General features: G+C 55.8%; 20 protein-coding genes. 3 read left to right on the top strand and 17 right to left on the bottom strand.

Annotated features, from left to right (window positions below; all coding sequences use genetic code 11):
- Position 1: 1 nt before the first annotated feature.
- The 4 genes from FIV00_RS04645 to FIV00_RS04655 form a co-directional block, all read right to left on the bottom strand.
- Positions 2-742, bottom strand: coding sequence for a TenA family protein (locus FIV00_RS04645; RefSeq protein ID WP_152499658.1), 741 nt, complete (start codon positions 740-742; stop codon positions 2-4).
- Between the two features lie 74 nt (positions 743-816).
- On the bottom strand, positions 817-1,851 hold the full coding sequence (locus FIV00_RS04650) for an aspartate-semialdehyde dehydrogenase (protein ID WP_152499659.1): 1,035 nt from the start codon (positions 1,849-1,851) through the stop codon (positions 817-819).
- A gap of 110 nt (positions 1,852-1,961) precedes the next feature.
- Positions 1,962-2,099 (bottom strand): hypothetical protein, encoded by a 138-nt coding sequence (locus FIV00_RS29620; protein WP_173005886.1) that lies wholly within the window; start codon positions 2,097-2,099, stop codon positions 1,962-1,964.
- A gap of 203 nt (positions 2,100-2,302) precedes the next feature.
- Positions 2,303-3,502, bottom strand: coding sequence for a multidrug effflux MFS transporter (locus FIV00_RS04655; protein ID WP_152499660.1), 1,200 nt, complete (start codon positions 3,500-3,502; stop codon positions 2,303-2,305).
- A 228-nt stretch (positions 3,503-3,730) separates the two neighbouring features.
- Between FIV00_RS04655 and FIV00_RS04660 the strand changes: the two genes are divergently transcribed.
- The 3 genes from FIV00_RS04660 to FIV00_RS04670 all read left to right on the top strand — a co-directional run bounded on the left by FIV00_RS04660 (position 3,731) and on the right by FIV00_RS04670 (position 8,719).
- Positions 3,731-5,944, top strand: a complete 2,214-nt coding sequence (locus FIV00_RS04660) for an esterase-like activity of phytase family protein (protein WP_152499661.1) — start codon at positions 3,731-3,733, stop codon at positions 5,942-5,944.
- A gap of 197 nt (positions 5,945-6,141) precedes the next feature.
- Positions 6,142-8,037: a methyl-accepting chemotaxis protein gene (locus tag FIV00_RS04665; RefSeq protein ID WP_152499662.1), complete on the top strand. Its 1,896-nt coding sequence runs from the start codon at positions 6,142-6,144 to the stop codon at positions 8,035-8,037.
- Positions 8,038-8,284: 247 nt separating this feature from the next.
- Entirely contained in the window at positions 8,285-8,719 is a 435-nt protein-coding gene (locus tag FIV00_RS04670) for a YqaA family protein (RefSeq protein WP_152499663.1), read from the top strand.
- Positions 8,720-8,753: 34 nt separating this feature from the next.
- On the opposite strand, the gene FIV00_RS04675 is transcribed toward FIV00_RS04670, so the two are convergent.
- The 13 genes from FIV00_RS04675 to FIV00_RS04735 all read right to left on the bottom strand — a co-directional run bounded on the left by FIV00_RS04675 (position 8,754) and on the right by FIV00_RS04735 (position 19,623).
- The gene (locus FIV00_RS04675) at positions 8,754-10,205 is read right to left on the bottom strand and encodes a GntP family permease (RefSeq protein ID WP_152499664.1); all 1,452 of its coding nucleotides are present in this window, start codon (positions 10,203-10,205) and stop codon (positions 8,754-8,756) included.
- Positions 10,202-11,278 (bottom strand): patatin-like phospholipase family protein, encoded by a 1,077-nt coding sequence (locus FIV00_RS04680; protein ID WP_152499665.1) that lies wholly within the window; start codon positions 11,276-11,278, stop codon positions 10,202-10,204. The genes FIV00_RS04675 and FIV00_RS04680 overlap by 4 nt, the downstream gene beginning before the upstream one ends.
- 186 nt (positions 11,279-11,464) lie before the next feature.
- Entirely contained in the window at positions 11,465-11,854 is a 390-nt protein-coding gene (locus FIV00_RS04685) for a VOC family protein (protein ID WP_152499666.1), read from the bottom strand.
- 11 nt (positions 11,855-11,865) lie between these two features.
- Positions 11,866-12,318: a hypothetical protein gene (locus tag FIV00_RS04690; protein ID WP_209006809.1), complete on the bottom strand. Its 453-nt coding sequence runs from the start codon at positions 12,316-12,318 to the stop codon at positions 11,866-11,868.
- 43 nt (positions 12,319-12,361) lie between these two features.
- Positions 12,362-13,474, bottom strand: coding sequence for a 3-isopropylmalate dehydrogenase (gene leuB / locus FIV00_RS04695; RefSeq protein ID WP_152499667.1), 1,113 nt, complete (start codon positions 13,472-13,474; stop codon positions 12,362-12,364).
- 189 nt (positions 13,475-13,663) lie between these two features.
- Positions 13,664-14,485, bottom strand: a complete 822-nt coding sequence (locus tag FIV00_RS04700; RefSeq protein ID WP_152499668.1) for a sulfite exporter TauE/SafE family protein — start codon at positions 14,483-14,485, stop codon at positions 13,664-13,666.
- A complete protein-coding gene (locus FIV00_RS04705; protein WP_152499669.1) occupies positions 14,442-15,236 on the bottom strand; it encodes a helix-turn-helix domain-containing protein in 795 nt (264 codons plus the stop codon). The genes FIV00_RS04700 and FIV00_RS04705 overlap by 44 nt, the downstream gene beginning before the upstream one ends.
- A gap of 57 nt (positions 15,237-15,293) precedes the next feature.
- On the bottom strand, positions 15,294-16,466 hold the full coding sequence (locus tag FIV00_RS04710; protein WP_152499670.1) for a M20 aminoacylase family protein: 1,173 nt from the start codon (positions 16,464-16,466) through the stop codon (positions 15,294-15,296).
- 147 nt (positions 16,467-16,613) lie between these two features.
- Positions 16,614-17,273 (bottom strand): methyltransferase, encoded by a 660-nt coding sequence (locus tag FIV00_RS04715; RefSeq protein ID WP_152499671.1) that lies wholly within the window; start codon positions 17,271-17,273, stop codon positions 16,614-16,616.
- Between the two features lies 1 nt (position 17,274).
- Complete coding sequence (locus FIV00_RS04720) at positions 17,275-17,700, bottom strand: EVE domain-containing protein (protein ID WP_152499672.1); 426 nt, start codon at positions 17,698-17,700, stop codon at positions 17,275-17,277.
- The gene (locus FIV00_RS04725) at positions 17,701-17,991 is read right to left on the bottom strand and encodes a YciI family protein (protein WP_152499673.1); all 291 of its coding nucleotides are present in this window, start codon (positions 17,989-17,991) and stop codon (positions 17,701-17,703) included.
- 161 nt (positions 17,992-18,152) lie between these two features.
- Entirely contained in the window at positions 18,153-19,160 is a 1,008-nt protein-coding gene (locus tag FIV00_RS04730; protein ID WP_152499674.1) for an NAD(P)H-dependent glycerol-3-phosphate dehydrogenase, read from the bottom strand.
- Positions 19,147-19,623: an NUDIX domain-containing protein gene (locus FIV00_RS04735; RefSeq protein ID WP_152499675.1), complete on the bottom strand. Its 477-nt coding sequence runs from the start codon at positions 19,621-19,623 to the stop codon at positions 19,147-19,149. The genes FIV00_RS04730 and FIV00_RS04735 overlap by 14 nt, the downstream gene beginning before the upstream one ends.
- Positions 19,624-19,642: the final 19 nt, after the last annotated feature.

A 19,642-nucleotide genomic window follows, 5' to 3' on the forward strand; every position in this document is an offset into this window, starting at 1 on the left:
GTCAGGACTGCCGGAATTCTTCCGGAAGGTCCGGTGTCTTGCCGGTCCAGGCCGCCTCGAAGAACGCGAATTCAAGTGCGCTCATGTGCCGAAACAGGCGTGAGACACGGTCCTGATCGTCTGGAGAAAGCGTCGGACCAATCCCGTTCATTTCCTCAATGATCCAGTTCACGAAGGCTTCAAAACCCGGTACGGCGTGCAGGTCTATCCATTCCGCGAGATAAAATGCTTCTGGTTTCGGCTTCTGCGCTTCGCGGCGACCCCAGGTGAGATAACACCATTCAGCGCACAAAAGGCAGGCAAGTCCGTCCGGATAGGATCCTTTGCCAGCCGATGAAACCAGCAGGTCGGCGAAAGCTCTTGTGGTTGGCCCCTGTGCTGCGGTTTCATAAGTTGATGCAGGCACTCCGAGTGCTTCGAAAGACCTAAGGAAATAGTCGTTTTCTTCCGAGGTCAGCAAAGCCAGAAACGCGGAAAGTTGCGTCTTGGACTGCATGCGCGGTGCCTTGGCAACCAGATAGCCGAGCGTTGAGGCCAGATCCGTAACAAAGGTATAGTCCTCAATCAGGTAGCGCGTGTAAGCCTCATCAGGCATTGAGCCGTCACCGATCGCTCGGGTGAACGGATGCTCGGTGGCCGCTGACCAAAATGGCTCCGCCCGGGCAACCAGCCAGTCCGAAAAAGCGGCGTCTGGATGCGCAGACTGAAACTGCGGGAAAGACCCGTCATACGGCGTGGGCATTGCTGCACCATGCTCCCTTTTGCGTCGGGAAACTGAATGAAAACGGGCGCTCGAAAGCGCCCGTCAAGACAACATCAGGCCGCGGCCTTCTTGGGTGTAATGAGCCCGCGGTTGACCAGCACTTCAGCGATCTGGATCGTGTTGAGCGCAGCGCCCTTTCGCAGATTGTCGGAGACAACCCACAGGTTCAGGCCATTTTCGACGGTTGCATCTTCACGGATGCGGGAAATGTATGTCGCGTCTTCGCCAGCGGCCTCATAAGGCGTCATGTAGCCACCGTCTTCGTGCTTGTCGATGACGAGGCAGCCAGGGGCTTCGCGCAAAATGTTGCGAGCTTCCTCTGCCGTGATCTCGTTTTCGAACTCAATGTTGACGGCTTCCGAATGGCCGATGAAGACAGGAACACGGACGGCTGTGCAGGTGACCTTGATGGCCGGATCCAACATCTTTTTGGTCTCGGCCAGCACCTTCCATTCTTCCTTGGTGTAACCGTCTTCCATGAAGACGTCACAATGGGGAATGACGTTGAAGGCAATCCGCTTCGGATATTTGTTCGGTTCGATCGGATCGTTCACGAACACTGCGCGGGTCTGGTTGAAAAGTTCTTCCATGGCTTCCTTGCCAGTGCCGGAAACGGCCTGGTAGGTCGACACGACGATGCGCTTGATCTTTGCGTGATCGTGCAATGGCTTCAGGGCCACGACCAATTGCGCGGTAGAGCAATTGGGGTTTGCAATGATATTCTTCTTGGTGAAACCGGCGACAGCATCGGCATTCACTTCAGGAACGATCAGCGGAACTTCCGCGTCGTAGCGCCAGGCTGAGGAGTTGTCGATGACAACACAGCCCTTGGCTGCAATTTTTGGAGCCCATTCCTTGGAAACACTTCCGCCCGCGGACATCAGGCAGATGTCGGTATCGGAAAAGTCGTAGTTTTCCATGGCCTGAACTTTCAGCGTTTTGTCGCCGAAAGAAACTTCCGTGCCCTGGGAGCGGCGTGAGGCAAGCGCCACGACGTCGTCTGCCGGAAATCCACGCTCGTCCAGAATGTCCAGCAGTTCACGGCCAACATTGCCGGTAGCGCCTGCAATTGCGATCTTAAAACCCATTTTCGACTTGTCCTTGTCCGTCTCCCCGCTTCACCGGCTCGTCCCTGTCAGATGGGCGTCGCCGGCTCCCGGCGCCTCCCATCCCCGGGGAGGCGGGACGAGCGGCACCGTTAAGCGGTGGTCTTGGTTGTCTTTGTTGTGCGTTTAGGTGCGGTTGCGGCATGTGTCGCGGTCTCGCTGCGTGTGAAGGTCACGCTCGCAAGGGCCTGAGACATCGTATCCAGAATGTCGGCTTTCAGCCGGGTCATTGGTGCTCGCAATCGTCAAAACTTGAGACGGCGGTGTTTTTGCCCGGAAATCCAGACGAGTCAACAAGGAATTCGATGGAATTGCCTTATTGGCATTCAACCTGTTGCTCGAAGGCGACGTCAGGCGAATCCCATCTGGTCATTCCAAGCTTACAGCCCGCACATTTCCAGTCTCGTGCGGGCAAAGCCGGATGGTGGCGAATTCACGATACTGCGTCGCCAGCCGGTTCGCTGCGCAATGTCAGAAGAGCGATCACGAGCGCTGTCAGGGCGCAGGCGGCAACAGCACCGACGAGTGGAAGCGCCGTCCGGTCAAAGAACGGACTGCAGATCAGGATCATGATACCGCCGGCAACCATTTGAAAGGTTCCCCCGAGGCTTGATGCCATGCCCGCATGTTCACCATGGTCTTCAAGAGCCATGACCATTGTCGGGGCAATCACCTGACCAAGGCAGGAATTGCCGATGAAAAAGAGCGCCATCAGCACCCAGAGATCGTCAAACCCGGCCCAAACGAGAACAAACAGCAAAGACGTCGCCGCAGCGAAACCGAAGACGGCGACCAGTGCCACCCGGCCCATGCCGAAGCGTTGTCCAAGCGAGGCCGCAAACTGTGAAGAGGCAAAAAAACCGATGGCATTGACCGCGAACACCAGGCTGAAAGTTGTCGGGGTCAAACCATATTGCGTCATGTAGACAAGTGGCGCGGACGCGATAAAGACAAAAAAGCTCGCGAGCGAGAAGCCGCCAATGAGGGTCAAACCCATGAACTTCCCGTCGCGAAGCAGGTAGAAAGTGCTCCGGATCATGGCAACGGGATCGATCCGTGCACGTCGGTCATCAGGCAGCGTTTCCGGCAACAGAAAGGCCATCTGCACCATTGCGGCCAAGGAAATCAGGGCAAGAGCGTAGAAAATCAGGCGCCAGCTGCCGAACTGTATGATCATGCTGCCTGTGAGTGGCGCCAGCATCGGCGAAATGCTGATGACCAGCATGACAAGTGCCATCAGTTTCGTTGCTTCCGTACCTGTGTGCAGGTCGCGGACGACCGCGCGAACGATCACCATTGGAGCGGCGGCTCCAAGAGCCTGGATAAAGCGGCCAAGCGTGAGCATTGAAACATCACTTGCCATCGCGCAGAGAATTGACCCGATGATGAAGATCACAAGTCCCAGAAACACCGGCGGCTTGCGGCCGAAACGGTCTGCAAGGGGGCCGTAAAAAAGCTGGGCGATACCGAAAGCGATAAAATAGACCGTGAAGGTCATATGGGCCGCAGCATCATCCGTGTTCAGGCTTTGCACAATTTCAGGCATCGCCGGGAGATAAAGGTCAATCGCAAAAGGACCGACCGCAGCCAATAAACCCAGCACCACGGCTGAGCGTGCAAATCCGATTTGCATTTGATTGTCCGAATGTTTGCGCCAGAAGCGCCGAAAAGTGGGAAGCAGCGAAGGTGGTTGAATTGCTCCTGATTGTCCAGCTCTTTCTGCACAAGACATGCTTGCAATCGAAATGCCGGCTTTGCCCTGATGTCACAAAACCTTCATGCAACTGTCACCGATCTTGTAAGGAGGACAACTAGCTTTCGCGCACCTTCAACCCAGAAAATTGTTATGGGAGCTAGTGCAATGGCGAACCTTCGCGGACGTTTTTTGAAAGGCGTCAGTCTCGCAGTGCTGTTCGGTATCGGAGCTGTTTCTTCCGCGCAGGCCGACTATTTCGAACGGATCAATTCCTACCCGGTCTATAAGACTTTGCCGGAAGGCGCAGACAGGGCAACGGAAACTGTTGCTGAGATCATCTACGCTTCCAAAGACGGCCGTACACTTGCGTTTACCGACAGCCCGGGCGAGGCGATTGTTTTCATCAATGCCGCCAACCCGCTCAACATTCAGTCGATGGAAAGAGTTGCGCTTGGCGGCGAGCCAACGTCTGTCGCCATGGGTGATAGCGCTGCCTATGCAGGTGTGAACACAAGCGAAGACTTCATCAATGCCTCAGGGCATCTTGCCGTGATTGCGCTTGAGGGCATGGGCATTACCGCAAAATGCGATGCCAAGGGCCAGCCGGACAGTGTCGCGATTTCACCGGACGGAAAGTTCATTGCGATTGCGATCGAAAACGAACGCGATGAAGATCTGAACGATGGGGCGATTCCTCAAATGCCGGCTGGGCATCTGGCAATCTTCGATCTTGATGAAACCGGTGTGCCAACCAATTGCGATGCAGTTCGGATCGTGGATCTGACAGGCCTTGCCGAAGTTGCTCCGACAGATCCGGAGCCGGAATTTGTGTCAATCAACGAAGACAATCAGGCCGTCGTTACCTTGCAGGAAAACAATCATCTGGCTGTGGTCGATCTGGCATCCGGCAAGGTTGTTGCCGACTTTTCTGCCGGCGTTGCCTCGGCAGAAAACATCCCCGTTGCAAAGGCCCGCATGAGCGATGCGTCCGGCAACAATGAAAACGTTGCCCGTGAACCTGACGCGGTTGCCTGGATCGACACTGAGCGTTTCGTTACCGCCAATGAAGGCGATTATGAAGGCGGCTCCCGGGGCTTCACAATTTGGAACACCAAAGGCGACGTTCTTTTCGACAGTGGCAATCAGATGGAACATCTGGGCATGGCACATGGCCACTATCCGGCGAAACGTGCCCACAAGAAAGGTACTGAGCCTGAAGGTGTCGCAGTCGGTGTCTTCGGCGGTGAAACCCTTATTTTCGTAAACTCCGAACGCGGTAATTTTGTCGCGGTATACAAGGATACCGGCGGCGCGCCTGAGTTTGTCCAGCTGTTGCCGACGCATGTCGGTCCGGAAGGTCTTCTGGCGATCCCGAACCGTGATTTGTTTGCGGTCGCCAACGAAGTGGATGAAGACGGTGTACGGTCCCACATCTCGCTCTATCAGTTTGGCGCAGATGCCCCTTCCTATCCGTCCATCGTATCTGCCAGAGATCCTGAAAAAGGCGCACCGATTGGCTGGGGGGCACTCTCTGCCTTGGCGGCGGATCCGCAGGATGCCAATACGCTTTATGCCGTCAGTGACAGCTTCTATGACGATGCCCGCATCTATACGCTGGATATTGCAACCCAGCCGGCACAGATTACCTCTTACGTCACGGTGACGGGTTTCGTTCAGTCGCGGCTGGATCTGGAAGGCATTTCAGTGTCGAAAGATGGCGGGTTCTGGCTTGCCTCCGAGGGCCATCCAGACAAAGACCGTCAGCATCTGTTGTTGAAAGTCAGTGCCAGTGGTGCGGTCGAAGAAGAGATCACCTTGCCGCCGTCACTTGTAGAACAGGCCAAGCGCTTTTCTTTTGAAGGCGTTGCCGAGTTTGAAATGAGCGGACAAACGCTTGTCGCGGTTGCCGTTCAGCGGGAGTGGAGCGACGACCCGGAAGGACTTTCCAAGATTGCGATCTACAATCCGTCAGACAAGTCCTGGGGTTTTGTTCACTATCCTCTGGATGCGCCAAGGAGCGCTGCGGGCGGTTGGGTTGGCCTGTCTGAGATTGTCTCACTGGGTGAGGGTCAGTTCGCCATTCTGGAGCGTGACAACAAAGGCGGCGAAGACGCCGCCATCAAGCAGATCACAACGGTGTCCCTTGAAGGTGTTACGCCTGCCGCACATGGAGAAGAATTGCCGGTGCTGAAAAAGAGGTTCGCAGTTGACCTTCTTCCGGCAATGTCTTCCAGCAAAGGCTGGGTTCTGGACAAGCCAGAAGGCCTGGCGATTACAGCTGATGGCAGTCTCATTCTGGTGACCGACAATGACGGCGTCGATGATGCACCAGGTGAGACACAACTGATCGACCTGGGTCCGGCGAGCCGACTTAACTGATCAAGCCGTAAGGTCTCCCAAGACCGACCTGAGGACCCGGCAGGCTTCGACTGCCGGGTTCTTGTTTTTGATGGCCGCTTGAACGGCTTGGCGGGCGAGCAGGTCAAAATAGAAAAATTTGAACCTGTTTCGAATTCATTGGTAATTTCAAGCTAGTTTTCTTGTCATCTAGTTCCAGATGATTCGCGAGACTTCCCATGACGATCAGAAAAAGACTTTTTGTACTGGTTATCGTTTTGACAGTGCCAATCGTCTTTTGTGCAGGTTGGATCATACTTTCCGCCTATTCGGACCTCGAACGGGACAAGGTGAAACTGGCCAGTTTGCCGGCTCTTGAGAGGGTCTGGCAGGCCGGCGTCACGCAAGGAGCAAAGGAGCTTCCAAGCGACGTCCTGGCCAAATATCCGGCATGTGCACCGGAAAAAGCGGCAGGCTCAGCTGCAAAGGCACTTTCCAATGCGCACAAGGTCATAGATTGCATCGGTAACGACGCGGGTCTTGCTGCAAACACTGTTCAGACCACCAACTTGCTGGCCGAACTTGTGTCAGGACAATTGTCCGACCTGGTCGTGCGCACAGCTGCCGTTGTGCGCAACAGCGAGAATGTCGCAAAGAAGACCGAACTGAGCCACCTGGACTCCATGTCCGTTCTGGTCGGCGCTGGTCAGTTCAAGGTGCTGGCGGATCAGATCAGCTCGATTTCCAAAACCGGCCCCGGTGCCGTTGAAGAAGGCAAGGAAACCGCCTTCAGCAAAGCAGCACAAGCCTACCGGCAGGCGAATGGCAAATTCCAGGGAGCGCTTGCAAAAGTCGCTTCCAAGGTCGGGCAAGGCGCTGACGGTACGACACTTGATCTGCAACCGGTTCGAGACAGATATGCAGCCTTCCTGAGCGCGATAGATGGCCTGCACAAGGTGAGCCACAACCAACTTGCGGCGCAGTTGCAGTCCATGGTGAGCGACCTTCGGATGCGGATGTGGGGAGTTGCCGGGGCACTTTGTCTGGTGTTTGTGGGTGCGTTCGGAACATCCTGGTACTTCGGCAGATCAATCCTTCATTGCATCGAATCGCTTAACAGCTCCATTCGGAACCTTGCCGACTCAGATGGTGTGGAGAGTGAATTGCCTTTCTCATATGGCCACACGGAGATTTCTGATATCGCCCGTGCGGTTGGCTACTATCGGGACAAGACCATCGAATTGACCAAGGAGCGGCAACGGCAGGAAGGTCAGGCCGCGGCGGACCGTCAGCAGCGCATCGACGAATTGATCGCAGCGTTCAAGACGCGCATGGCCGCTTTGCTGAAAGATGTCGATGAAGCGCTTGGCGACATGCAGAGCACGTCCGGCGCTCTGAAGGGCGTCGCCCAGAATGCTGATCAAAAGGCTCGGGACACTGCTGCGGCATCGTCCGGCGCATCGGAAAATGTCGATGCGGTTGCAAGTGCGGCCGAGGAACTTGCCAATGAAATCGCGGCCATCAGCCAAAAAGCGCATGATGTAACGGAAATCGCGCAGACGGCGAACGAAAATGCGTCGGCCGCGAATTCCGAGATCGAGAGCCTTTCGGAAATCTCCAACGCCATTGGCGACATCGTTTCGATCATCAATGCGATTGCCGACCAGACCAACCTGCTCGCGCTGAATGCAACGATCGAAGCCGCGCGGGCGGGAGAGGCTGGAAAAGGGTTTGAAGTTGTCGCGGGCGAGGTCAAAACACTGGCCGGTCAAACAGCATCCGCGACGGACCAGATCACTGAACAGGTATCGCTTGTCCAGCAAAGGACAGTCCGTGTCGTGGATGCGATCCAGAAGATTATCTCCGACATCGGCGATGTCACCAATCACACGACCCAAATCGCGGCGGATCTTGAAACACGGCGACAATCCACCGACGATATCAAAGGAAATGTTCTTCAAGCAGCAGAGCAGACACGATCCGTGGTCGATGATATGGCCGGGGTCGAGGCGATTGCAGAACGGTCAAGCGATGCAGCCGCCGATATGGGGCGCCGCACAGGTGATGTCGTCAAGCGGACCGAAGAGTTGCGCGAAGAAGTGAATGCCTTCCTGGCTGAGGTCGCCGCTGCGTGATGCAATTTGACTGATACCCGGTAGCAAGCTGTTGCGGCGGCAGTCCGCCGGCCTTCTGTTGTGTCTTCATCAAAAGGCTGCCTTCGTCTACGTTGCAGCCAGCTCCCGCCATGGCCGTCAATGCTGTCAGATTGAGTGTTTTGGGTCAGAGGTGTGTTGTCATTTAATGTCTCACTACATAGCAAGACATGATTGTTTTTATTGTGTGCTCTATCTCGCATCTGCAGAAGGTTGAAGACGCACCATCATGAGTGCAGGTCTGCTTGGCCTTTTTGGCGTTTCATTTCTTGCCGCGACCTTGTTGCCTGCGCAGTCCGAGCTCGGTCTTTCGGGATTGATTGCACTTGGCCAGGACCCGGTGCCTCTTCTTGTTTTCGCGGCAAGTCTCGGCAATACGCTGGGGTCAGTCGTCAACTGGTGGCTGGGAAGAGGTGTGGCACACTTCGCAAATGCCCGATGGTTTCCGGTGAAGGCTGACAATTTGAAACGGGCAACCAAATGGTATCAGCGGTATGGGCGCTGGAGCCTGCTGCTGAGCTGGGCGCCCATTGTCGGTGACCCGCTGACCCTGGCCGCAGGGGTTCTGAGAGAACCGCTCTGGAGTTTCTTCATCCTGGTCGCGATAGCCAAGACAGCGCGCTACATCATCGTTGCCTTTTTAACTGTGCAAGCGCTCTCTTAAAACGTGTCCATACGGCAAGGAGAACCGAAACAGTTCAGAAGCCGCCGAACAAGTTCGCCAGAACGATGATCGCAACAAGCGCGATAAACGGCACGATGACAGCGGTAACAAAAATATCGAGATAGCTGTCCTTGTGAGTCAGTTTGGCAATTCCAAGCACCGTGATCACAGCGCCATTGTGCGGTAGGGCGTCCAAAGCGCCGGATGCAACAGAGGTTACCCGATGCATGGCTTCAAGCGATGTGCCTGTCGCATTGGCCATAGCGACGAAGGTGCTACCCAGAGCATCAAGAGCAATGCTCATGCCGCCCGACGCTGAACCTGTCAGCGCGGACAGTGTTGTTACAGACATGGCGACGGAGACCAGTGGATTACCGTCGCTCAGCGACATCAGGCCGTCCGTGATTTCGCCAAAGGCAGGCAGAGCGGCAATCACGCCGCCAAAACCGACAAGGCTTGCCGTATTGAAAATCGGCAAAACGGCAGCATCTGCGCCCTTGTTCAAGGTTTCTCGAATGTCCGGGAACCGGCGGAAATTTGAGAGGATCAGAAAGAGTATCGAAGCGGTGAGCGCGACCACGATGGCCCAAACGCCGCGGACGGCCTCGATCGAGGTTGCTCCGAAAAGCGGTTCGGCGAGATAGGCGGTTTCCAGTTGGGGGACCACAAATTCGACGAATAGAAAATTGACCAGAACAACGATCACGATCGGTGCTATCGCCAAAATAAAGGGTGGCAGGTTCCGGGTATCTTCGGTTGCTTCGATTTCGTTGACGTCAAAACCTTCATTTTGCGCCTGAGCCCGCATGACCGTGTCTGGCTCGGGCAGGCCGTCATCGTGGTTTCCGTAGCCTTCACCGGTGGCCAGAGCAGCACTTGCCCTGTGATTGAGCCAAAGCATGCCCAGCCCGAACATCATGATAGCCGCGATGATCCCAAGGCCCGGAGCGGCGAAGGCCGTTGTGCCGAAGTAAGGCATCGGGATTGCATTCTGGATGGCAGGAGTTCCAGGCAAGGCCGACATGGTGAAAGTAAAGGCACCAAGAGCGATTGCACCGGGGATAAGGCGTTTTGGGACTGCCGCATCGCGAAACAGGGCGGAAGCGATCGGAAAAATGGCAAAGGCCACGACGAACAAGGAAACGCCGCCATAAGTCAGCACCGCGCAGCAGATAACCACCGCAAGCATGGCGTTGCCCATTCCCAACTTTCCGATGACCCAGCGGGCGATCGATTCAGCCGAACCACTGTCATCCATGAGCTTGCCAAAAATGGCACCGAGGAAGAACAAGGGAAAGAACGCCAGGATGAAGTCGGCCGTGTTGATCATGAAAATCTGGGTGAAGGCCGCCAGCGGTGACAATCCTCCGGACAGCACAACAGCAAAGACGGCCATCACCGGTGCAAGCAGCAGAAGCGTGATGCCCCTGAAGGCGAAATACATCAGCAAGCCGAGAGGCAGAAGAATACCGAGCAGTTCAATCATGACTTCCTGAAGTTCCTCTCGGTGCCAGGTTCAAGATGCGCCGGTTGAAGGCTTTCTTCAAAGAGATCGCGCGGTCGCCAGGTGGTTTCTTTGCCTACCTTCGAGCCGTTCTGGTCAAGCCAGGTGTCTGCTGTCCGGTGACCGAGTTCATGCAGTTTTTCCAGGAAGACCCGTTCAGCGTTCAGTTTGCTGGAAGCGCCGTAGTGACACAGTTCGCTTTCCGAGCCGATCATATGCAGGTGGGCATCGCGATATGCCGCCCGGTCCAGTCCTTCGTGGTGGATGACCTCCCACAGGAAGCCAACGGAGCGCATTTCCTTGATCAGACTGCCGTTGAACGTGATCTCGTTGAGTCGATTTTCAATTTCGGCCGGTGTTGTCGGGATGCCGGGCCTTTCGAATGGATTTATCTGAACCAGGATGACATCTCGTGCTTCCGTCTCGTCGATCAACGGGAAGAGCGGCGGATTGCCCATATACCCACCGTCCCAATAAGCTTCACCGTCAATCTCAACCGCCTTGAACAGGGTTGGCAGGCAAGCTGAGGCCATGACAGCATCGCAGGATATTTCGGGCTGTCGGAAAATCTTGGGTCGTCCTGTCCGGACATTCGTTGCACACAGGAACAATCTTGGAGCCGCAGGCTGATTGATCAGGTCAAAGTCAAAACACTCTTCAACGACATCCCGCAGCGGATTGATGTCCATCGGGTTGAACTGGTAGGGCGACAGGACCCTGCCGAAGATCTGCGATGCGAAATATGACGGGGAATAGTCCAGTGTCCAGCGGCCCAGAAGCTTGTCCATAACGCTTCGGCGGATCGGGCTGTAGCGCGATGTTTCGCTGACTGCGTTCCAATACTCCCTGAGCAGTTCCTGCGCGCGCTTCGGGCCACCTTCGCAAAGTCCCTGCGTCAGCGCGATTGCATTCATTGCCCCGGCGCTTGTCCCCGATACGCCTTCAATCTGGAGCCAGTCTTCGTCAAGCAGACGATCGAGCACACCCCATGTAAAAGCACCGTGCGACCCGCCGCCCTGCAAAGCTACATCCACTTTTACGGGTTTGCGTTTCATGAGAGGCGACCGCCTCCTTGTTTGCCCGGTTTAAAATTTTGCCATGTGCAATTAGTAGCAAGATTGTCCTGTGTCGTCTGCTTCTTAACGCCAATCAAGTTAAACTGCGATTGTGTGACGCATCCTGGGCAAATGAGGCAGGAGGGGACTAAGAAAGTAGCGCTTGTTCAGGTGTGAAAGCTGCGATCAATAGCTCTCGATAAGGTCCCATTTGTTGCCGAACAGGTCTTCAAAAACAGCAACCTTTCCATATGGCTCGGTTCTGGGCTCTTCCAAAAAAGCAACGCCAGCTGCCTGCATCGCGGCATGATCTCGGTCAAAGTTGTCTGTATTCAAGAATAAAAACACCCGTCCGCCTGACTGATTGCCGATGGTCTTTTGCTGATCCGGTCCATCGGCCTCTGCCAGTAGTATGCGGGTTTCGGAACTCCCCTTAGGTGCAATCAACACCCAGCGCTTTGTCTCCGAAAGCTTGGTATCCTCGACAAGTTCAAAGCCAAGATTTTCCGTGTAGTAGGTGATCGCCTGATCGTAATTCGGGACCAGCAGCGCGAGGGCTCCAATTCGTTGCTTCATTGCGTTTGTCCCTATTGTGCTTTCCGATAGACCGATATGTTCTTGAAGCTTGCAACATCAACAAGGTGCACGGTTTGGGTGATGGTCAGCGTGTTGCCGTCGTCGGAGAGCCGCCGCTCGGCCTTCATGATGGTCAGGCCGCCGCGCCTGGCTTCTGAGACGAGGTTGCGGTCACCTTCAAAGACAAGGCGCATTGCGTCGACCAGTCCGCTTTTGCCAAGCTTCACTTCTGGGCCGTCGGGCATCGCCTCGAAGGTGTCGTTGGTCACCTCGCCTTCGGCTGAAACCTGATTCATGGTGAAACAGGCCATTCCGAAATTGTCGTCGATTTTCAGTGTTGCGCTTTTGGGCGGATCGCCCTGCTCGAAATCGCTTTCCTCGGTGTCGAGGATCCAGGAGCCGAGAAAGGGTGCGAGTTTGTCTTCGATCATCTGACCAACATGGGTAAAAGGAAAAACCGCCACCGGCATAACCGCTGGCGGTTCCACGTGCAAATCGTAATGGCTATCAGGCGCTCAGCGCAGACAGTTCAGCAACGATGGCATCACCCATTTCGGAGGTCGAAACCGTCGCCTGGCCCTCACTGGCAATGTCCTTGGTCCGCAGGCCCTTGTCGAGCGCAACAGCAATTGCCTTGTCCAGCTTGTCGGCCGCTTCCACTTCCTCAAAGGAATACCGCAGCGCCATGCCGAAGCTTGCGATCATGGCGATCGGGTTGGCTGCGCCTGCTCCGGCGATGTCCGGAGCGGAACCATGGACGGGTTCGTAAAGCGCCTTGCGCTTTCCGGTCGCCTCGTCAGGAGCGCCGAGTGAGGCCGATGGCAGCATGCCAAGCGAACCGGTCAGCATGGCGGCGACATCAGACAGCATGTCACCAAAGAGGTTGTCGGTGACGATCACATCGAACTGTTTCGGCCAGCGGACCAGCTGCATGCCGCCGGCGTCGGCCAGCATATGCTCCAGTTCCACGTCCTGATAACCGTTGCCATGCGTCTGTGTGACGACCTCATTCCACAGAACACCGGACTTCATGACGTTCCGTTTTTCCATTGAGGTGACTTTGTTATTCCGCGTACGGGCCAGCTCGAAGGCAACCTTCGAAATGCGTTCAATTTCGTATGTGTCGTAAACCTGAGTATCGACACCACGCTTCTGGCCGTTGCCAAGGTCCGTGATTTCCTTTGGTTCGCCGAAGTAAACGCCGCCTGTCAGCTCCCGAACGATCAGGATATCAAGTCCCTCGATGATGTCCTTCTTCAGCGAAGATGCATCGGCGAGGGCCGGATAGCAGATTGCGGGACGCAGGTTTGCAAAGAGTTGCATGTCCTTGCGAAGACGCAGAAGCCCCGCTTCAGGGCGCACTTCGTAGGGAACGTCGTCCCACTTCGGACCCCCAACCGCACCGAAAATGACGGCATCGGCGGCCATGGCCTTTGCCATGTCTTCTTCGGAGATCGACTGGCCATGAGCGTCATACGCCGAGCCGCCGACGAGACCTTCTTCCGTCTCGAAGGACATGCCACCGTTTTCGTTGAACCAGCTGATTACCTTTTTCACTTCCGGCATGATTTCCGGGCCAATGCCATCACCCGGCAGAAGCAGAAGTTTTTGAGAAGCCATGGACGTTCCATCCCGCATTATTGAAAACCGATTGCGCTGGGTTACCGTGTTGGTTCCGCTCTTTCAAGGCAAAGGCAGTTGCGAAAAACTCAATCAACGGCGTCGGAAAGGTCAATAACGCCGCGGTGCCACAGCGCGAGGTACGATTCATATCGGAAGTCGCGGCACAATTTGACTGTAACCGAACGCCTACAAACCGATCATCCATTCACGGCCCGCCTGAAAGAACAGGTTCACCGCCAGTGCGGTCATGACCCATTTGAAGCCGGTCTTGAACGTTTTCTCGTTCATCTTGCCGAGCAGACGAGTGCCGGCCAATGTGCCGAGAAATCCGCTGGCGATCATCAGAAGGATCAGTCCTAGCCATGGTGCAAAAGCAAAGCCAAGGGCACCGAACGCCAGAACCTTGAACACATGCATCATCATCGCCGTAATTGCCTGATTGGCGACAAACTGGTGGCGGGTCAGTTCAAGCGTCGACAGAACCGCGCCGCCAATAGGACCGGACGCACCAAAGAACATTGACAGAAACGTGGACGCAAATCCTGCACCTGCCATGGCACGCTTGCGTGCCTTGCCGAATTTCGGTGCTTTGCCCCAGACAATCCAGATGACGAAACAGCCAATGCCGGCTCTGAGAACCGCCGCCGGCAATTCAACAGCAATAGCGCCCCCAAGTGCAGCGCCGATGATAGCGCCGCAAGCAAACCAGATCGCGATCAGCCAGTCGACATGTTTGATCTGAACGATGGCCCGCCCTGCATTCGAACCAAGCTGCACCATACCGTGGACCGGCACCAATGCACTTGCCGGCATGATCATCGCCATGATCGCAATGAGAGCAATGCCACCCCCAAGACCGACTGCGGCTGTCATCGCTGATGTGAAGAAACTCACACCGATCAGCGCAATTGTTGCGGTCGCGTGCAACTGATCGGGCAAAATCACGGCAAAGAAGTCTGACAACTCAGGACCATCTCGTGTTGGCGTAGTTGACAGCTTCCCGAACATCGAGCTTCCGGGTCGAATTGCCACTGCGCAGGTAGAAGACCGAGGCCTTGTTTTCTTCCATGTAAACCGCGCGTGGTGCCGGCCGAACGATGATCATGGCCACATCCCTACCGCCGACACTTGCAAAGACCGTGTGAATGTAAGGGCAGAGGTCGCCACCCAGGTTCTTGGATACGATGTCATTGACCGTTCGTTCAAAAGCGTCGAGATCTGGGCTCTTGAGTGTTGCCAGATCCTTGTCAAGACCAAGGGGCTCGCCCGCATCATTGACGCCGATCAGTAGATGTCCGCCTTCGGCGTTGTAGAAACCGGCCAGCGTCTTGGCGATGACCTTCTCCAGGCCACGATTTATGTGGTTTTCCTGCATGTCCCAACGCAGCGACGACTTGAATTCAACCCGGCTTGTTTCCCCTCGCTTCATCAGGTCGGGGATCAGTGTGGTCTGCTCCTCCCGCAAGGACTTATAGGCCTCTGAGGTCTGCATGTAATTTCGGCTGAATATGCCAAAGGCCAGTCCGACAATTGCGCCGACCAGTGTATAGGCGACAGCAACGTCCAGATGCCTGGGAAGCAGAACGAGCCAGAGCCGCGCGGAGAGAAATTCCATCAGGTTGGGTGCTGTGTCAGAGAAGCGCGACAACTCCCACCAAACCACGATCAGGTTCAAAGGGTGAATGATCAGAACGCCAACAAAAGCGCCAAGGATCACGTAGTTTGCAATGAAAGAAAGTCTGAACGGAGAGAATGACATAGAAGGGCCTGAGAGAAAACGCCGGTCGCAACCGGCGCTTTCATATCACACTTTTTCTCAGGCCGCCGTAGGCATGGCTGTTTCCACCAACTTCACCCAGTAGGAGCAACCGACCGGAATCAAGTCGTCGTTGAAATCATATTCGGGATGGTGAAGACCGGCACTGTCGCCGTTGCCGGCAAATATGAAAGCGCCCGGGCGTTCTTCCAGCATGTAGGAAAAGTCCTCGCCACCCATCATCGGTTCGATCTGGCGGTCGACCTTGCCTTCACCGGCAATGCCTTCGGCGATATTTGCGGCAAAGTCTGTTTGATCGTCGTGATTGGCCGTCACCGGATAGCCGCGAATAAACTCCAGCTTTGCCGTCGCGCCGAAAGTTTCGGCCGTGCCGTTGACGATGGCTTCCATGCGCTCTTGAGCAAGGTCACGCATTTTTGGCGTGAGCGTGCGTACGGTGCCGCGCAAGAAAACCTCCTGCGGGATCACGTTGAACGCATTGCCTGCCTGGAAGACGGTGACCGAAACAACGACGGAATCGAGTGGATTGGCGTTTCGGCTGGCAATCGTTTGCAGCACAGACACCATCTTTGAACCGACGACAATCGGGTCGATGGTCATATGAGGCTTTGCGGCATGGCCGCCCTTGCCAGTGATCGTAATGCGGAACTCGTCCGTTGCAGCCATGATCGGACCCTTGCGGATCGCAAATTCCCCCACAGGCATGCCTGGATAATTGTGCATTCCATAGACTTCATCGATGGGCCAACGGGTCATCAGGCCATCGTCGATCATCGCCTTTGCGCCCGCGCCGCCTTCTTCTGCGGGCTGGAAAATCACGACAACCGTTCCGTCGAAATTGCGGGTCTCGGCAAGGTATTTCGCGGCTCCAAGCAACATGGCGGTGTGACCGTCATGGCCGCAGGCATGCATTTTGCCGGGTACCTTTGATGCATAGTCTTTGCCGGTTGCTTCCTCGATCGGCAATGCATCCATGTCCGCACGAAGGCCGATTGTCTTGCCGTCCCCACCGTTGCGACCCTTGATCACGCCAACAACGCCCGTCTTGCCTAACCCTGTGGCCACTTCGTCGACGCCGAAACTTTCAAGGAGTTCGGCCACTTTACCTGCGGTCCGGACGGTTTCATAAAGGATTTCCGGATTTTCATGGATGTCGCGGCGCCAGGCCGTGATTTCATCTGACAGGTCCGCAAGACGGTTTATGACTGGCATTTAGAACTCCTGATACGGCGAGCCGAAGGTGTTTGACACTCAAGCGGCTAACCTATCGCAAGCCGTCAAAAGGGAAAGTGGCAAAGGTGAAAATCTTTGTGCTGCCAACCGATCCGCGCAAAACGGGATCGAATATGAGCTGCTAGTTCAAAGGGCCCTGAACCGAAAAACCTGTGTCCGTTTTATCTCATTGTCTTCCAGTGCGCCGGTCACTGGAACAACAAATGTCGCCAGTTCTTCAAGACGCTCCTTCGGCAGATAGGATCTACCGGGATCACCAATAAAGACCAGCATTTCTTCATTCAGGGCACGTTCAAGCATTGCGAGGACCTTTGCCGCCATGTGCTGGTCGTAAAAGACATCACCGCAAAAGAGTATGTCTGCCTCGGGCAAGCCCGAAGCTGTGATATCCGCGGTTTCCGGCATCAGGGAAACGTTGTTCAACGCGGCATTGAGTTTGGTTGCGGCAAAGGCAAAAGGGTCGACATCCACAGAGTGGCAGGATGCTGCACCAGCCATCATGGCGGCGATCCCGACGAGTCCGGAGCCGCAGGCAAAATCGAGCACCTTCTTGCCGCGAACCAGTTCTGGCGTGTCCAGAATGTAGCGGGCCAGACCTTGCCCGCCAGCCCAGGCAAACGCCCAGAATGGCGGGGCGAGACCAAGTTCGCCGAGCTGTTCTTCTGTCTTTTGCCACAACGCCATGGCTTCATCGGCCAGATGAAGCTGGATCTCCTCCGCATGAGGAACCGGTTTGACCTTCGTTTCCCTCAAGATGAATGCGGCCGGATCCTCGATTGCGGCCATATCAGGCCGGCTCTTTCAGCCCGCCCATTTCACAGACGACTTTCCATTCCGCTTCCGTGACCGGCTGAACCGACAGACGCATGGAAGTGACCAGAGACATTTTCTCAAGCCTTGGCTCGGCTTTAACCTGGGCAAGGGTCACCGGCTGGGGAATGTCGCAGACGGCTTTGAAATCAACACACTCCCAACGCGGGTCATCCGTCGTGCTGTCGGGATGAATGTCACTGCAGACTTCAACAACGCCGACAACTTCCTTGCCGATATTGGAGTGGTAGAAAAAGGCCTTGTCGCCGATTTCCATGGCGCGCATGTTGTTGCGTGCCTGGTAATTCCGGATGCCGTCCCATTCTTCGCCGGCGTCACCCTTGGCTTTTTGCTGGTCCCAGGACCATTTGTCGGGCTCGGACTTAATCAGCCAGTATTGCACTTAAGATGCCTCCGGATTTTTGATCACCCAGTTCCATGGGCGGATCTCCACACTTTCGAACAAGCCGGCCCTGGCATATGGATCTTCTTCCGAAATCGCCAGCGCTTCGTCACGGTTGGCGGCTTCAATAACCACCAACGAACCAGTCATGTTGCCTTCATCATCGGTGAAAGGACCAGCGGCCTTGAGCCCATTGCCGAGAGCCTTCAGAAAGCCGATATGGGCTTCTCTGTTGTCAAGGCGGGTTTGAAGCGCACCCGGTTTGTCGGTGCAGATCAGTGCATAAAGCATGTAAGGGAACCTCGAGTTGCCAATTCTTGCCAGAACCTAGGTCCGACGCTTTGCAAACTCAATGCTGATATGCCGCGTGAGAGTACGGAAAACTGCATTTTCCGTCCGATTACCCGCTGGTACTGCCGTTCCACCCAGAAGTCAGAGGCGAGGATCGCGCGTCAAACAACTTCCGATTCGGGTTTCAAAGGCCTTGCCATCAATGTGTTGAGGGCATCGTCAATGGACAAATCCTCATCGATCATTCTTGCCACCGTTTCGCAGATCGGAACATCAATGTCGTGTTTCTGTCCGAGTTTGACGGCAACGCGCGCCGAATAAGCTCCCTCGGCCAGTTTGCCGCCAGCTGAAATCAACTCAGAGGCCATGAAGCCTTCGCCCAACCGCAGGCCAAAGGAGAAATTGCGCGATTGGCTGGATGAACAGGTAAGTACCAGATCTCCAAGTCCGGAGAGGCCTGTCAGTGTTTCTGATTGTGCTCCCATTGCAGTCCCGAGCCGAGTGAGTTCGGCAAAACCACGCGCGGTCAGAGCAGCTTGGGCACTCGCGCCGAGTTTCCGGCCAACAACCGCGCCGCAGGCGATGGCCAGAACATTCTTCAGGGCCCCGCCGATCTGGGCGCCGAGAATGTCGATTGACGCATAGGGACGGAAACATGGCGATTGCATTGATTCGCAAAGGCTCAGAGCCGTTTTGGCCGAGCTTGCTGCGACGGTGACTGCTGTTGGCAGCCCACGCGCAACATCGTCAGCAAAACTCGGACCCGACAGCACCGCAGCTTCTGCGCCCGGAAGTTCTTCGCTGAGGACTTTGGACAGAAGCTTGCCGGAGGTCTGCTCGATACCCTTGGCGCAGAGGACGACAGGTCCTTGCGCCCTGCCGGTTTTCTTGAGCGCTGCCAGGATCGCACGTGTTGTTTGCGCCGGTGTGACCAACAGCAAAGCGTCCGCGCCGGCGACATCTTCGAGCGACGTGGTCGCGTTCAGGTCTTCGTCGAACGTGATGCCGGGCAGATATCGGCTGTTTTGCCTGCGGGATCGAATATCAGAAACAATGCCCGGATCACGTGCCCACAAGCGCACATCGCTGCCGGAGCGGGCTGCCGTGAGGGCCAGGGCGGTTCCCCAAGCGCCACCGCCGATGACGCCAATCGTCTTAATGGCGCCCATTGCTCTGCCTTTCCATGCGCGTCCGTAGTGTTTCAAGCTGCGCTCCAAAACCTTGAAAGAACCGGGTTTCGGCGGGCGCATCGTCGGCAAACAAGTCGAGCCAGAACAGGCGGAACCGGATCGGCGGGCCGCCTGTGCTCGGGGTCATTTCATAATGTTCCCATTCCACTGCCGGCTTTTGCAGGATACGGCCGTGGAAATGTCGCCGCCGATGCAGTCCGTCGAGACAATTGGGAACATTTTCGAAGATATGGTCTTGGTCGGCGAACGATTCGAGCGCGATATCCAATGAAAGTCCTGTCTCTTCGACGAACTCGCGTCTGGCACCCTGCAAATAGCTTTCGCCGGGATCGAGTGTGCCTCCTGGCACTTGCAGGTCCGGATTGGGATGGTCAGGCTCGATAAACACCAGAAGTTCCGGCCCACAGGTCAGATAAACATACGCCTTGTGGTAGATCTGCATGACCGCGTCCTCCGGCTCC

Source organism: Labrenzia sp. THAF82, from assembly GCF_009363435.1.
Lineage (GTDB): Bacteria > Pseudomonadota > Alphaproteobacteria > Rhizobiales > Stappiaceae > Roseibium > Roseibium porphyridii.

What these genes read in the sequence shown, in the direction of transcription:
- FIV00_RS04645 (WP_152499658.1), bottom strand. Translation starts at nt 742, where the DNA reads ATGCCCACGCCGTATGACGGGTCTTTCCCGCAGTTTCAGTCTGCGCAT.
- FIV00_RS04650 (WP_152499659.1), bottom strand. Translation starts at nt 1,851, where the DNA reads ATGGGTTTTAAGATCGCAATTGCAGGCGCTACCGGCAATGTTGGCCGT.
- FIV00_RS29620 (WP_173005886.1), bottom strand. Translation starts at nt 2,099, where the DNA reads ATGACCCGGCTGAAAGCCGACATTCTGGATACGATGTCTCAGGCCCTT.
- FIV00_RS04655 (WP_152499660.1), bottom strand. Translation starts at nt 3,502, where the DNA reads ATGCAAATCGGATTTGCACGCTCAGCCGTGGTGCTGGGTTTATTGGCT.
- FIV00_RS04660 (WP_152499661.1), top strand. Translation starts at nt 3,731, where the DNA reads ATGGCGAACCTTCGCGGACGTTTTTTGAAAGGCGTCAGTCTCGCAGTG.
- FIV00_RS04665 (WP_152499662.1), top strand. Translation starts at nt 6,142, where the DNA reads ATGACGATCAGAAAAAGACTTTTTGTACTGGTTATCGTTTTGACAGTG.
- FIV00_RS04670 (WP_152499663.1), top strand. Translation starts at nt 8,285, where the DNA reads ATGAGTGCAGGTCTGCTTGGCCTTTTTGGCGTTTCATTTCTTGCCGCG.
- FIV00_RS04675 (WP_152499664.1), bottom strand. Translation starts at nt 10,205, where the DNA reads ATGATTGAACTGCTCGGTATTCTTCTGCCTCTCGGCTTGCTGATGTAT.
- FIV00_RS04680 (WP_152499665.1), bottom strand. Translation starts at nt 11,278, where the DNA reads ATGAAACGCAAACCCGTAAAAGTGGATGTAGCTTTGCAGGGCGGCGGG.
- FIV00_RS04685 (WP_152499666.1), bottom strand. Translation starts at nt 11,854, where the DNA reads ATGAAGCAACGAATTGGAGCCCTCGCGCTGCTGGTCCCGAATTACGAT.
- leuB (WP_152499667.1), bottom strand. Translation starts at nt 13,474, where the DNA reads ATGGCTTCTCAAAAACTTCTGCTTCTGCCGGGTGATGGCATTGGCCCG.
- FIV00_RS04700 (WP_152499668.1), bottom strand. Translation starts at nt 14,485, where the DNA reads ATGTTCGGGAAGCTGTCAACTACGCCAACACGAGATGGTCCTGAGTTG.
- FIV00_RS04705 (WP_152499669.1), bottom strand. Translation starts at nt 15,236, where the DNA reads ATGTCATTCTCTCCGTTCAGACTTTCTTTCATTGCAAACTACGTGATC.
- FIV00_RS04710 (WP_152499670.1), bottom strand. Translation starts at nt 16,466, where the DNA reads ATGCCAGTCATAAACCGTCTTGCGGACCTGTCAGATGAAATCACGGCC.
- FIV00_RS04715 (WP_152499671.1), bottom strand. Translation starts at nt 17,273, where the DNA reads ATGGCCGCAATCGAGGATCCGGCCGCATTCATCTTGAGGGAAACGAAG.
- FIV00_RS04725 (WP_152499673.1), bottom strand. Translation starts at nt 17,991, where the DNA reads ATGCTTTATGCACTGATCTGCACCGACAAACCGGGTGCGCTTCAAACC.
- FIV00_RS04730 (WP_152499674.1), bottom strand. Translation starts at nt 19,160, where the DNA reads ATGGGCGCCATTAAGACGATTGGCGTCATCGGCGGTGGCGCTTGGGGA.
- FIV00_RS04735 (WP_152499675.1), bottom strand. Translation starts at nt 19,623, where the DNA reads ATGCAGATCTACCACAAGGCGTATGTTTATCTGACCTGTGGGCCGGAA.